This window comes from Nonomuraea sp. NPDC003201 (genome assembly GCF_053590415.1).
The window spans coordinates 18,222-30,458 of record NZ_JBSFTC010000125.1 but is presented as its reverse complement, the minus strand read 5'-3'; the positions used below and the strand labels follow the sequence as shown (position 1 = coordinate 30,458).

The following is a 12,237-nucleotide window of genomic DNA, read 5'->3' as shown; positions in this document are numbered from 1 at the left end:
GCCCCCCCAACGGCCCCGGCCCCGGTGGCCCCGGCCCCGGTGGCCCCGGCCCCGGTGGCCCCGGCCCCGGTGGCCCCGGTCCTGGTCCTGGCGGCCCCGGCGGTCCTGGTCCCGGCGGCCCTGGTCCCGGTCCCGGTGGTCCCAGTGGCCCCGGTCCCGGCGGTCCTGGCCCTGGCGGCCCCGGTGGTCCTGGCGGTCCTGGCCCTGGTGGACCCGGCGGCCCCGGCTTCTTCGGCGGCCCGGGCGGACCGGAAGGCCCTGGTGGACCCGGTGGCCCTGACGGCCCGGACTCCTCCGGCGACGGCGACGACACCCCGCGCCGCTCCCGCCGCTCCCGCAAGCAACGCGCCGCCGACGACGCCGAGCAGGAGAGCAAGTCCGACAGCGCGCCGCAGGACGGCGACCGGGCACCGCAGAGCAGGGTCGGCTGGAGCCCGTACGACGAGGGCCCGCGCTCGCGCGCCCCGCTGTGGTTCGCCCTCGGCGGCATAGCGGTGCTCGGCCTGCTCGGCGGCGGCCTCGCGATGATGTGGAACGCCGACAAGCCCGTCACGGCCCAGACCACGACCCCTCGCATGACCGCGCCGCCGCTCCCGTCGGCCCCGCCCGGCAAGTACGGCTTCGCGGCCGAACGGTCCACGGACCCCGAGCCGATCACGGTCAAGGAGATCTTCGGCAAGACGAAGAAGATCACGGTCGCGGGCCGGTCGTACGAGATGACCGTCACCAGCAAGGACAAGAAGTGCGCTGACGGCGCCCTGGGCGACGCCTTGAAGAAGGCGCTCAAGGACGCCAAGTGCAACCAGCTCGTACGCGCCAGCTTCCGCGACAAGGCCGGCAAGATCATCGGCACGGTCGGCGTGGCCAACCTCAAGACCAGCAAACTGGCGTCCAAGGTGGCCAAGGCCGGCAGCACGGCCAACTACGTGAAGCCGCTCGCGGGCAAGGACAGTGTCACCAAGCAGCTCGGCTCGGGCGCGGGCGGCGCCAGGATCTGGACGCACGGCCACTACGCGATCATGGTCTGGTTCCAGAACAAGGACGGCACGAAGCCGGACAAGAAGGGCTCCAAGCAGATCTTCGGCGCCATCAACGACATCACCAAGGCGACGGTCTTCAAGGCTCTGGACAACCGCACGCTCACCGGAAGCCCCCTTTAGCGAAAACGGCTTCTTATTCGATAAGCCCCCAAACGGGATGCCGGATCCCGCTGGGAACGCTCATACCGACATAACGATCTCGCTACTCTCGCTAGGCTCGCCCTATGCGTGGCCAGGAACCCGGGTCTGAGCACGATCGCAGGGAAGCCGACGGATCGGCCGCACCAGCGACGCCACCGCCGAGCTTCGGCCAGACCAGCGGGCGAGACGTACCACCGGCGTTCGCCCCCGCCGACGAGGAACTGCGCGGCTCCTCCGACGACGCGGCGCACAGCCCTGACGGCGACGCGCCGCCCGCCCCACCGGGCGAGGCGGCGGACGCCGTTCCCGCCTTCCGGGGAGCGCCGTATGAGCCGCCCGACTCCGGGACGCGACCCGCCGTTCCCGCCTTCGGGGGGCCGCCGCCCGAGTCGCCCGACTCCGGGACGCGACCCGCGTCGCCCGACAACGACGAGCCGCCCGGCGTCCAGCCGTGGGAGGTGGCGGGCGACGACGCCGCGCCGTACGACTGGTACGACGACGAGTCCGAGCCCACCCGCCCGGGCGGCCTGCGGCCGCCGCACCCGGTCGCCGAGGCGGAGGACCCCGACCAGACGCTCATCGGCCGGTCGCGCCCCACGCTGGGCGAGCAGATACGAGCCGAACAGGTGCGGGCCATCCGCCCCTGGGACGACCCGGAGCCCGGCGCCTGGCCCGCAGAGCAGGCCGCGCCCGGCGGACCGTCGTGGGAGCCGCCACCGGCGTTCACCGCCGCCGCCGCGGGCATGCCGGTGTGGCCCGCGCCGCCCAGCGACCCGAACGCCAAGCCGCCCTGGCCCGCCGCCACGGGCGAGCTGGTGGCCGAGCCCGACAACGACGAGCCGGGCTACGACCCCAACGCCACCCAACCGGAGGGGCTCACCCGCCCGGCCCACTACTTCGACCCCGACGCGGCCCGCAGGGAGGCCGCCCAGCAGGCGGAGGGCAGGGCCCAGCTCCCGTCCATCGCCGACCAGGACACCCCTCCCGACGGCTTCCTGCCGGCCCCGATCGCCTCGCCGGAGGAGGACCTCGCCGAACCGGTGCTTTCCTCCTTCACCCCGAACCCCACCGAACACGGCGCCCCGCCGCTCTCCCTGTCCGATCCGGCCAACCTGCCGGCCCACCCGCCCGAGCCCGGCGACGTGCCCGTCTGGCCCCCCAACCCACCATCCGAGGCCAAGCTGCCCGATCTCCCGTTCCCCAGGGACACCTGGGGACAGAAGCCCGCCGCCCCGCTCAGCCGGCCCCAGGGCGGCAGCCCGGCGTTCCCGCCTGGAGCGTTCAAACAGCCACCATTCCAGACCCCGCCCCCGCCGCCGGCCCCACCCGGCAAGAGCAAGCGGGCCCTGCTCGTCACGCTGGGCGCGCTGGCCCTGGCCGGGGTCGCGACCGGCGGATTCTTCGCCTACCAGGCGGTCACCTCCCCCACGCCGACCACGGCCGCCACCCGGCCCACCGCGTCAAGCGAGCCCAGCACCGGGACGCCCGCCGCCGCGGCGCCCTCCGACGCCCCCGACGGCACGTCCATCCTCAACTCCGAGCAGACCGACCCGCAGAAGCTGTCGCTCTCGGAGGCGTTCCCGAAGAAGAAGGTCAGCGCGGCGGGCACCACGTTCACCAGGGTCAAGGCGGCCATCGAGACGAGCTGCGACAAGGCCGCCACAGGGGACTTCGCGGACGCGCTCAAAGAGCAGAAGTGCAGCCGCGTGCTCAGGGCCACCTACGTCGACAGCAAGCACCGCTACGCGGTCACCACGGGCATAGCGGTCCTGCCCGACAAGGACGCGGCCATCATCGCCGACCAGTCCAAGAACCTCTCACGCAACGTCTGGTTCCGCCCGCTCCCCGGCGCCGACGGCTCGGGCGGCGAGCGCGTGAACATCGCCGGCGGCTACGCGGCCGGGCTGGTGTGGGGCCGCTACATCATCTTCAGCTACGCCACCTACGCCGACGGCCACACCCCCGAGTCCAAGGAGAAGACGCTGCCCAAGGTCAGCGGGGCGTTCCGGGACCAGACCTCACTCGTCCTCGAGCGCCGCGCCACCAAGGGCTGACGGCGTCCGCTGGAGGGCGGTGGTGCGCACTCGCCGCGTGGCCCGAGCCCGCGCGGCGAGCTCCGGCTCCGCCGGGTAGCCCACCTCCTCCAGGCACAGCCCGTGCGCGGGCGCGACGTGCACCCCCGAGTCCCGTACGGCCCGCGCCAGCACCTGGCCGGGCCACTCCACCGGCCGGCTGCCGTCCCCGGCCGCCAGCAGCGACCCGACCAGCGCCCGCACCATCGAGTGGCAGAACGCGTCCGCCACGACGGTCGCCACCAGCACCCCGTCGGGCTCGCGGGCCCAGTCCAGCCGCTGCAGCTCCCTGATCGTGGTGGCGCCCTCGCGCTTCTTGCAGAACGCCGCGAAGTCGTGCTCCCCGAGCAGCCGCGCCGCCGCCGCGTTGAGCGCTCCGGCGTCCAGCGACCGGTTGTGCCAGACCACCTCGCGCCGCCGCAGCGGGTCGACGCCGCCCACCGCGTCGCTCACCCGGTACGCGTACCGCCGGAACATCGCCGAGAAACGCGCGTCGAAGCCCTCAGGAGCCACGGAGACCCGATGAACGCGTACATCTGGGGGCAGGACGCCGCCCAGGCGCCTGACAAGCGCAGCGAGCCGCTCATGGACGTCCAGGGGCCCTCTGTTGCCGTCGAGCTCGGCCAGAGACCCGTCGGGCACGTCCACGTGGGCCACCTGGCCGCGCGCGTGCACGCCGGCGTCGGTGCGGCCGGCCACGGTCAGCATCGCGGGCTCGCCGAGGCGCAGGATCCTGCCGAGCGCCTGCTCGATCTCGCCCTGGACGGTCCGGCGTCCCGGCTGCCTGGCCCATCCGGAGAAGTCGGTCCCGTCGTACGCGAGGTCGAGGCGGAGCCGTACCACGATGATCCTCCTTCAACTGAAAACGGGCCCGCACCCCGCAGGGGGTCCGGGCCCGTCTCGTCCGACCTGAAAGATCAGGCCTCGTCCTTCTTCGCCTCAGCCTCGGCGGCCGGGGCCTCCTCCGCGGCGGCGGGAGCCTCCGCGGCGGGGGTCTCCTCGGCGGCGGCCTCGGGGGCCTCAGCCTTGGGGGCCTCGGTCTCCTCCGCGGCGGGCGCCGGAGCAGCGGCGGCGGCGGCGGCCTCGGTGCGGCGGGTCGTGACGCCGTTCAGCGGCTCGGCCACCAGCTCGATGACCGCCATCGGGGCGTTGTCGCCCTTGCGCGGACCGACCTTGGTGATCCGGGTGTAGCCACCGGGACGCTCGGCGAACGTCGTCGCGATCTCGGTGAAGAGGTGGTGTACGACGCCCTTGTCCTTGACGACGGTCAGGACCTGGCGACGGTTGTGGATGTCGCCCTTCTTCGCCTTGGTGATCAGGCGCTCCGCCAGCGGACGCAGGCGCTTGGCCTTGGCGACCGTCGTGCGGATCTTGCCGTGGCGGAACAGATCGGTGGCCAGGTTGGCCAGGATCAGCCGCTCGTGCGCCGGGCTGCCGCCAAGACGTGCACCCTTGGTGGGCTTGGGCATGGTCTTTCTCCTCCTGGATTAACCCGCCCCGGCCGTACCAGGTACCGGAGTCGGGCCGGATCGCAGTCGCTCATGCGATCCGTTGCTGTGGCCCCGCGCCATGACACCGCGCGGGGCCTTCGAAAAGCGGATCAGTACTGCTCGGTCTCGACGTAAGCGCTGTCGTCGTCGTCGTAGCCGCCGCCGGCCACCGCGCTCGGGTCGAACCCGGGCGGGGAGTCCTTGAGCGCCAGCGACATCTCGTGCAGCTTCTGCTTGACCTCTTCGATCGACTTGGCGCCGAAGTTGCGGATGTCCAGCAGGTCCTGCTCGCTGCGCGCGACGAGCTCACCCACGGTGTGGATGCCCTCGCGCTTGAGGCAGTTGTAGGAGCGAACGGTGAGGTTGAGCTCCTCGATCGGCAGCGCCAGATCGGCGGCCAGGGCGGCGTCGGTCGGCGACGGGCCGATGTCGATGCCCTCGGCCTCGACGTTGAGCTCGCGGGCCAGGCCGAAGAGCTCGACGAGGGTCTTACCGGCGGAGGCCACCGCGTCGCGGGGCTTCATGGCCGGCTTGGTCTCGACGTCGAGGATGAGACGGTCGAAGTCGGTGCGCTGCTCGACTCGGGTCGCCTCGACCTTGTAGGTGACCTTGAGCACCGGGGAGTAGATCGAGTCGATCGGAATGCGACCGATCTCCTGGCCCGGCTGCTTGTTCTGGGCGGCGGAGACGTAGCCGCGACCGCGCTCGACGGTCAGCTCCATCTCCAGCTTCGCCTTGCCGTTGAGCGTGGCGATGCGCAGCTCGGGGTTGTGCACCTCGACACCGGCCGGCGGCGCGATGTCGGCGGCGGTGACCTCACCCGGGCCCTGCTTGCGCAGGTACATCACGACCGGCTCGTCGTGCTCGGAGGAGACGACCAGCTCCTTGAGGTTGAGGATGATGTCAGTGACGTCTTCCTTGACCCCGGGAACGGTCGAGAACTCGTGCAGGACGCCCTCGATCCGGATGCTCGTCACGGCCGCGCCCGGAATGGACGACAGCAGCGTGCGGCGGAGCGAGTTGCCGATGGTGTAACCGAAGCCCGGCTCCAGCGGTTCGATGACGAACCGGGACCGGGTGTCGTCGATCGACTCTTCGAGAAGAGTCGGGCGCTGAGCGATCAGCATGCGGGGTCTCCCCTTTTTCGTGTGGCGCCCGCTATATGACGCCACTCCGATAAACAGCGTAGTTGAGGTGCGGAGATCCGCACCTCAACTCAGGCTCACTTCGAGTAGTACTCGACGATGAGCTGCTCCTGGACCTGGGTGTCGATCTGCTGGCGAACCGGCAGCTGGTGAACCAGGACGCGGAGCTTCTCGGGCACGACGCCGAGCCACGCGGGAACGGTGCGCTCGCCCGCGGTCGCCCGGGCGACCTCGTAGGGCAGAAGGTTGCGCTTGTTCTCGCGGACCTCGATGATGTCGTGCTCGCGGATGCGGTAGGACGGGATGTCGACCTTCTTGCCGTTCACCAGGATGTGGCCGTGGCGCACCTGCTGGCGGGCGGCGTCACGCGACTGGGCGAACCCGGCGCGGTAGACGACGTTGTCGAGACGGCTCTCCAGGATCTGGAGCAGCGCCTCACCGGTCTTGCCGGTCTTGCGGGTGGCTTCCTCGTAGTAGTTGTGGAACTGCTTCTCGAGGACGCCGTAGATGCGGCGGGTCTTCTGCTTCTCACGAAGCTGAAGCTGGTACTCGGACTCCTTGGGACGTCCGCGGCCGTGCTCACCCGGCGGGTAAGGACGGATCTCAATGGGGCACTTGGCAGACTCGCACTTGCTGCCCTTGAGGAAGAGCTTGGTCTTCTCGCGACGGCAGAGCTTGCAGTCGGCGCCCGTGTAACGAGCCATTTCTCAATATCTCCTGGGCTTGTTCAGACGCGGCGGCGCTTCGGCGGCCGGCAACCGTTGTGCGGGACCGGGGTGACGTCCTGGATCGAACCCACCTCGAGGCCGGTGGCCTGGAGGGAGCGGATCGCGGTCTCACGGCCGGAGCCGGGACCCTTGACGAAGACGTCCACCTTGCGCATGCCGTGCTCCATGGCGCGGCGAGCGGCGTTTTCCGCGGCCATCTGAGCGGCGAACGGGGTGGACTTACGGGAGCCCTTGAAACCCACGTGGCCGGCGCTGGCCCAGGAGATCACGTTCCCGTTGGGGTCCGTGATCGAGACGATGGTGTTGTTGAACGTGCTCTTGATGTGGGCGTGCCCGTGAGCGACGTTCTTCTTTTCCTTGCGGCGCACCTTCTTCGGGGCGCCCTGACGGCTCTTAGGAGGCATTGTTTGCCATTACTCCTGAGGTCTTCGGTCCGCGGCTGTGGACTACTTCTTACCGGGCTTCTTCTTACCGGCCACGGTCTTCTTCTTGCCCTTGCGGGTGCGCGCGTTGGTCTGCGTGCGCTGGCCGTGGACGGGCAGGCCCTTGCGGTGCCGGATGCCCTGGTAGCAACCGATTTCGATCTTGCGACGAATGTCGGCCTGGACCTCGCGGCGCAGGTCACCCTCGATCTTGAAGTTCGCCTCGATGTAGTCACGCATCGGGACGAGCTCGGTGTCGGAGAGCTGGTGCACACGGAGGTCGCCGCTGACACCGGTGGCCTGGAGGATCTCCTGGGCGCGGGTGCGGCCGATTCCGTAGATGTAGGTGAGAGCGATCTCCAGCCGCTTCTCGCGGGGGAGGTCGACGCCAACCAGGCGAGCCATGGTCGGGCATTCTCCTTCTTTGTGGCGGAGGTCTTGCGCCGCACTACCCCTCCCCAATGCCCGGGGTGAGGGCCCCGGCCTCCGACCGGGGGTCTCCGGAGCGGTTCGAGCCTTTCGAAAAGGGCCCGCCTGCTCAGGTGTGAGACGCGATTACTGACTCAGGCTCCTCATGCGTCGAGCCCGCTCCCTCAATCGGGGCGGACTCGGGGGAGCCTTGCGGCGACTAACCCTGGCGCTGCTTGTGGCGCAGGTTGTCGCAGATCACCATGACGCGACCGTGCCGGCGGATCACCTTGCACTTGTCGCAGATCTTCTTGACGCTCGGCTTTACCTTCATTGTCCTTCGTGATTCCTCAGACGTCTTACTTGTATCGGTAGACGATCCGCCCACGACTCAGGTCGTAGGGGCTCAGTTCAACGACTACCCGGTCGTCCGGCAGAATCCGGATGTAGTGCATCCGCATCCGCCCGCTGATATGGGCCAGGACCTTATGGCCGTTGTCGAGCTGCACCCGGAACATGGCGTTCGGGAGCGACTCGACCACAGTGCCCTCGATCTCGATGGCGCCGTCTTTCTTGGCCAAGATTCCTCGCGTTTCACTGATCGATCGTCTGAGGCTCCGGTTCACTAAGCAGCCGCGACTTCACGCTTCGAAGAGAGCGGCGACCGGCAAAGGCCGCCGACGCGTGATAGTCATAGTGAGCCGACTAAGGAGTGTACGACACCTGAGACTAAAACGCGAAACGCGTGCCAGGTGTCCTGACACAACCACGGATGAGTCTACCCCACGTTCACCGGCCTTCAGACCTTCCGGGGAAAGCGGAAGGCCCGCCGAGGGAGAGATCCCGGCGGGCCCTGTTCCCGTGGGTGAGGTCCTAGTAGATGCGGTGCGTCGGACCGCAGTACTTGAACGGGCCGCCCCAGCAGGTGTAGGTGTACAGCTTCTGGACGCCGAACTTCGACCAGGTCGCCTGGTACGAGCCGTCCCAGCCCTGGACGAACTTGTGCCAGCTGCCGCCGGAGTAGTACTTGAACCACACGTACCCCTTCTTCGGGGTGAACTCCTTGCCGTACCAGTGGGTGTAGACCTTGCCGTTCTGCTTCCAGGTCTTGCCGTAGGTGAAGGCCTTGTGGTTGCTGGAGTAGTACTTGCCCCAGCTGCTGATCGACGTGACCGACGACTGGGTGGCGGTGGCCGCCTGGGCGGCGGGGGCGACGGCGAGCCCGGTGAGGGCGATCGAGCCGGCGAGAGCGGTGGCCGCAAGGATCTTGCGCATTTCGGTTCCTCCGTGAGTCGTGCTTCCCGACACAGCTCACGTTAGGAATCCAGACATATCCGTACTGCGCACGAATGCACATAGTGCACTAGTGCACACAGCCCTACTTGAGCTTCTTGGGTTTTTCGGGCGGCGGGTTGCCGAAGACGGTGCTGATCAGCAGGATGACGCCCCACGGGCCCATGACCCACAGCGGCCAGGGGTAGATCAGGTGCTCGGACGTAAGGCTCACGATCAGCCAGATCACCCAGTTGATGCCGCTGGCCGTCGCCCAGGCGCCCCAGGCCGCCCGCATGCCCGGATGCATGCCGGTGCGCCGTGCGGGGCTCTGCGGCACCGTGGCGGGCCGGTTGCGCAGGTCCACGTCCGGCAGGTCGACCGTGAGCTTGGCCAGCTCTCCGTACGTCCTGCTCTTGTAGAGCTGCTCGAGCCGTTCGTTGAACTCGTCCATCGTGATGCGGCCCTGCGCGGTGTGCTCGCGGAGGATGGCGGCGACGCGGTCGCGGTCGGCGTCGGAGGCTCGCATCTCGGGGCTGTTCGCCATCCCACCCACTCCCGGGGGTCAGTTCTGCGGTTGGGTAAGGCGCTCTTGCCCGCCGTCCAGAGCGGTCAGCACCCAAGGACCATTATGTGTCACGGCGACACTGTGCTCGAAGTGTGCGGACTGCTTGCCGTCGACCGTCACGACGGTCCACTCGTCGGCCAGCACGCGGGTGCGCTCGGTGCCCAGGTTCACCATGGGCTCGATGGCCAGGCACATGCCCTCTTCCAGCACCGGGCCCCGGCCGGGCCGGCCGTGGTTGGCGATCCACGGGTCCATGTGCATCTCGGTGCCGATGCCGTGGCCGCCGTACTCCGGGGGGATGCCGAAGCGGCCCTGCGACTTGACGTACCGCTCCACCTCGTAGCCGATGTCGGACAGGTGGCGGCCGACCCGCAGCGCCGCGATGCCGCGCCACATGGCCTCCTCGGTGATCCGCATCAGCTCGGTGAGCTTCGGGTCCACCTCGCCGACCGGGACCGTCACGGCCGAGTCGCCGTGCCAGCCGTCCAGGATCGCGCCGCAGTCGATGGAGATGACGTCGCCCTCGCGCAGCTTCCTCGCGTCGGTCGGGATGCCGTGCACCACCTCGTCGTTCACCGACGCGCAGATCGTCGCCGGGAAACCCTGGTAGCCCTTGAACGACGGGACCGCGCCCTCGTCCCTGATCGCCTTCTCGGCGATGACGTCGAGGTCGAGCGGCGTCATGCCGGGCTCGACCGAGCGCCTCAGCAGGTCGAGCGTGCGCCCGACCACCAGGCCCGCCGCCCGCATCTTCTCCAGCTGCTCCGGCGACTTGATCTGGATGCCGTGTCTGTTCCTTTTGAACATCTTCTGCCCCCCTGGGTCTTCAACGGGCCACAATGGGGGCCCAATTCCCCCCACAATAGCCGCGAGGTGGCACGGAAACCCGTGCCACCTCCGCAAATCGCTCGTAACTGGAGCTATCCCATGAACGGGCGGATCGCCTCCATGGCCCGCTGGGTGACCTCCTCGACCGGGCCCGTGGCGTCGACCCCCACGAGAATGCCCTCGTCGGCGTAGTAGGAGACCAGCGGCGCCGTCTGCTCCTGGTAGACCTCCAGGCGGTGCCTGACGGTCTCCTCCTTGTCGTCGTCACGCTGGAAGAGCGCGCCCCCGCACGCGTCGCACTTGTCGTCCTTCTTGTCGTCGAACTCGACGTGCCAGATACGGCCGCACTGGCTGCAGGTGCGCCGGCCGGCCAGCCGCCTGACCACCTCGTCGTCGTCGACGACGAGCTCGAGTACGAGGTCGAGCGCCTGGCCCCAGTCCTTGAGCATGTCGCGCAGGATCTCCGCCTGTGCGACGTTCCTCGGGAAGCCGTCGAGCAGGAACCCGTCCTGCGCGTCGTCCTCGGACAGACGGTCACGGACCATGGCGATGGTGACCTCGTCGGGCACCAGATCACCACGGTCCATGTACGTCTTGGCCAGCTTGCCAAGATCCGTGCCCCCCGAGACGTTGGCACGGAAGATGTCACCTGTCGAGATCTTCGGGATGGACAGGTTCGATGCGATGTACTGGGCCTGTGTCCCCTTACCCGCTCCGGGGGGCCCGACCAGAACGAGACGCACTACCGCAGGAAACCTTCGTAGTTACGCTGCTGGAGCTGGCTCTCGATCTGCTTAACGGTGTCAAGGCCGACGCCTACCATGATCAGAATACTCGTCCCTCCGAACGGGAAGTTCTGGCTCGCACCGGACACCGCCAGCGCGACGATCGGGACCATGGCGATCAGACCCAGATAGAGCGAGCCCGGCGCGGTCAGACGAGTGAGCACGAAGTTCAGGTATTCAGCCGTCGGCCTGCCAGGACGGATGCCCGGAATGAACCCACCGTACTTCTTCATGTTGTCGGCGACTTCAGTGGGGTTGAACGTAATCGACACGTAGAAGTACGTGAAGAAGATGATCAACACGAAGAACGTGCCCATGTAGATCGGCGTGTCACCGGTGGCCAGGTTCTGCGAGATCCAGCGGATGAACGCGTTGTCCGTGCTCTGGAAGAGCGACGTCAGCAGCTGCGGCAGGTAGAGCAGCGAGGACGCGAAGATGACCGGGATGATGCCGGCCTGGTTGACCTTCAGCGGAATGTACGTGGACGTGCCGCCGTACATCCTGCGCCCGACCATCCGCTTGGCGTACTGGACCGGGATGCGCCGCTGCGCCTGCTCGACGAAGACCACCGCGGCGATCATGAAGACACCGACGACCATGACGACCGTGAAGGTGAACTTGTTCGCCTGGAAGATGTTGGCCAGCTCGGACGGGAAGACCGCGACGACCTGCGTGAAGATCAGGATGGACATGCCGTTGCCGACACCGCGGTCGGTGATGAGCTCACCGAGCCACATGATCACGGACGTACCGGCGGTCATGATGACCACCATCGTCACGATCTGGAAGATGTTGTCGGGGTCGAGGAGCACGTCCTGCTGGCAGTTCGGGAACAGCTGCCCGGTGCGGGCCAGGGCGATGAAGGCGGTGGACTGCAGGACGGCAAGACCGATGGTCAGATAACGCGTATACTGCGTAATCTTGGTCTGACCGGCCTGTCCCTCCTTCTTCAGCGCCTCGAGACGCGGGATCACGACGACGAGTAGCTGGAGAATGATGCTCGCGGTGATGTACGGCATGATGCCCAGCGCGAACACCGACAGCTTCAGGAGCGCACCACCACTGAAAAGCTGCACCATCCCGTAGATGTTGCCGGCGGCTCCGTTACGGGCCTGCTCGAAACAGGCGGCGAGGTTCTGGACGTGAACTCCCGGAGTCGGAAGAACCGAGCCGAGACGGAAAAGCGCGATGATGCCCAGGGTGAAGAGCAACTTTTTGCGCAGGTCCGGTGTCCGGAACGCCCGGGTAAACGCGGTCAGCACGGTCCCTCCTGCGCGCCTTTACGGCGGTGTGAGTATGCGATGGTGCGGGGATCTGCCATGTCTGTCTTAGGTCAGA

General features: G+C 68.2%; 15 protein-coding genes. 2 read left to right on the top strand and 13 right to left on the bottom strand.

What is annotated here, in order from left to right:
* Both ACWDX9_RS34015 and ACWDX9_RS34010 read left to right on the top strand, forming a co-directional pair.
* Positions 1 to 1,160: hypothetical protein (locus ACWDX9_RS34015; protein ID WP_449961178.1), on the top strand; the 1,160-nt coding region annotated here is incomplete at its 5' end.
* Positions 1,161 to 1,264: 104 nt separating this feature from the next.
* Positions 1,265 to 3,235 carry a hypothetical protein gene (locus tag ACWDX9_RS34010; protein WP_449961175.1) on the top strand — a complete coding sequence of 657 codons (1,971 nt, stop codon included), beginning with the start codon at positions 1,265 to 1,267 and terminating at the stop codon, positions 3,233 to 3,235.
* On the opposite strand, the gene truA is transcribed toward ACWDX9_RS34010, so the two are convergent.
* From truA to secY, 13 genes are all read right to left on the bottom strand, one after another.
* On the bottom strand, positions 3,200 to 4,096 hold the full coding sequence (truA, locus tag ACWDX9_RS34005; RefSeq protein ID WP_449961173.1) for a tRNA pseudouridine(38-40) synthase TruA: 897 nt from the start codon (positions 4,094 to 4,096) through the stop codon (positions 3,200 to 3,202). The two genes, ACWDX9_RS34010 and truA, sit on opposite strands and share 36 nt — an antisense overlap.
* 74 nt (positions 4,097 to 4,170) lie before the next feature.
* A complete protein-coding gene (rplQ, locus tag ACWDX9_RS34000; protein ID WP_449961170.1) occupies positions 4,171 to 4,722 on the bottom strand; it encodes a 50S ribosomal protein L17 in 552 nt (183 codons plus the stop codon).
* A gap of 131 nt (positions 4,723 to 4,853) precedes the next feature.
* The gene (locus tag ACWDX9_RS33995; protein ID WP_103960866.1) at positions 4,854 to 5,870 is read right to left on the bottom strand and encodes a DNA-directed RNA polymerase subunit alpha; all 1,017 of its coding nucleotides are present in this window, start codon (positions 5,868 to 5,870) and stop codon (positions 4,854 to 4,856) included.
* Positions 5,871 to 5,965: 95 nt separating this feature from the next.
* On the bottom strand, positions 5,966 to 6,592 hold the full coding sequence (gene rpsD / locus ACWDX9_RS33990) for a 30S ribosomal protein S4 (protein ID WP_185070645.1): 627 nt from the start codon (positions 6,590 to 6,592) through the stop codon (positions 5,966 to 5,968).
* Positions 6,593 to 6,615: 23 nt separating this feature from the next.
* Complete coding sequence (gene rpsK / locus ACWDX9_RS33985) at positions 6,616 to 7,020, bottom strand: 30S ribosomal protein S11 (protein ID WP_020542285.1); 405 nt, start codon at positions 7,018 to 7,020, stop codon at positions 6,616 to 6,618.
* A gap of 42 nt (positions 7,021 to 7,062) precedes the next feature.
* Complete coding sequence (gene rpsM, locus ACWDX9_RS33980; protein ID WP_125644650.1) at positions 7,063 to 7,443, bottom strand: 30S ribosomal protein S13; 381 nt, start codon at positions 7,441 to 7,443, stop codon at positions 7,063 to 7,065.
* A gap of 223 nt (positions 7,444 to 7,666) precedes the next feature.
* The gene (gene rpmJ, locus ACWDX9_RS33975; protein WP_003956441.1) at positions 7,667 to 7,780 is read right to left on the bottom strand and encodes a 50S ribosomal protein L36; all 114 of its coding nucleotides are present in this window, start codon (positions 7,778 to 7,780) and stop codon (positions 7,667 to 7,669) included.
* A 25-nt stretch (positions 7,781 to 7,805) separates the two neighbouring features.
* Entirely contained in the window at positions 7,806 to 8,027 is a 222-nt protein-coding gene (gene infA, locus ACWDX9_RS33970) for a translation initiation factor IF-1 (RefSeq protein WP_012887858.1), read from the bottom strand.
* 292 nt (positions 8,028 to 8,319) lie between these two features.
* Complete coding sequence (locus ACWDX9_RS33965; RefSeq protein ID WP_449961167.1) at positions 8,320 to 8,721, bottom strand: hypothetical protein; 402 nt, start codon at positions 8,719 to 8,721, stop codon at positions 8,320 to 8,322.
* A 103-nt stretch (positions 8,722 to 8,824) separates the two neighbouring features.
* Complete coding sequence (locus tag ACWDX9_RS33960; protein WP_449961164.1) at positions 8,825 to 9,265, bottom strand: DUF1707 SHOCT-like domain-containing protein; 441 nt, start codon at positions 9,263 to 9,265, stop codon at positions 8,825 to 8,827.
* Positions 9,266 to 9,283: 18 nt separating this feature from the next.
* Positions 9,284 to 10,093 carry a type I methionyl aminopeptidase gene (gene map / locus ACWDX9_RS33955; protein ID WP_449961161.1) on the bottom strand — a complete coding sequence of 270 codons (810 nt, stop codon included), beginning with the start codon at positions 10,091 to 10,093 and terminating at the stop codon, positions 9,284 to 9,286.
* A gap of 113 nt (positions 10,094 to 10,206) precedes the next feature.
* Positions 10,207 to 10,857, bottom strand: a complete 651-nt coding sequence (locus ACWDX9_RS33950) for an adenylate kinase (RefSeq protein ID WP_185070637.1) — start codon at positions 10,855 to 10,857, stop codon at positions 10,207 to 10,209.
* Positions 10,857 to 12,161, bottom strand: a complete 1,305-nt coding sequence (gene secY / locus ACWDX9_RS33945) for a preprotein translocase subunit SecY (protein ID WP_397371254.1) — start codon at positions 12,159 to 12,161, stop codon at positions 10,857 to 10,859. The genes ACWDX9_RS33950 and secY overlap by 1 nt, the downstream gene beginning before the upstream one ends.
* Positions 12,162 to 12,237: the final 76 nt, after the last annotated feature.

Excerpts from the sequence above, each read along its gene's own strand:
- ACWDX9_RS33965 (WP_449961167.1), bottom strand. The coding sequence starts at position 8,721 with ATGCGCAAGATCCTTGCGGCCACCGCTCTCGCCGGCTCGATCGCCCTC.
- rpsK (WP_020542285.1), bottom strand. The coding sequence starts at position 7,020 with ATGCCTCCTAAGAGCCGTCAGGGCGCCCCGAAGAAGGTGCGCCGCAAG.
- ACWDX9_RS33995 (WP_103960866.1), bottom strand. The coding sequence starts at position 5,870 with ATGCTGATCGCTCAGCGCCCGACTCTTCTCGAAGAGTCGATCGACGAC.
- ACWDX9_RS34010 (WP_449961175.1), top strand. The coding sequence starts at position 1,265 with ATGCGTGGCCAGGAACCCGGGTCTGAGCACGATCGCAGGGAAGCCGAC.
- rpmJ (WP_003956441.1), bottom strand. The coding sequence starts at position 7,780 with ATGAAGGTAAAGCCGAGCGTCAAGAAGATCTGCGACAAGTGCAAGGTG.
- rplQ (WP_449961170.1), bottom strand. The coding sequence starts at position 4,722 with ATGCCCAAGCCCACCAAGGGTGCACGTCTTGGCGGCAGCCCGGCGCAC.
- ACWDX9_RS33960 (WP_449961164.1), bottom strand. The coding sequence starts at position 9,265 with ATGGCGAACAGCCCCGAGATGCGAGCCTCCGACGCCGACCGCGACCGC.
- rpsM (WP_125644650.1), bottom strand. The coding sequence starts at position 7,443 with ATGGCTCGCCTGGTTGGCGTCGACCTCCCCCGCGAGAAGCGGCTGGAG.
- map (WP_449961161.1), bottom strand. The coding sequence starts at position 10,093 with ATGTTCAAAAGGAACAGACACGGCATCCAGATCAAGTCGCCGGAGCAG.
- rpsD (WP_185070645.1), bottom strand. The coding sequence starts at position 6,592 with ATGGCTCGTTACACGGGCGCCGACTGCAAGCTCTGCCGTCGCGAGAAG.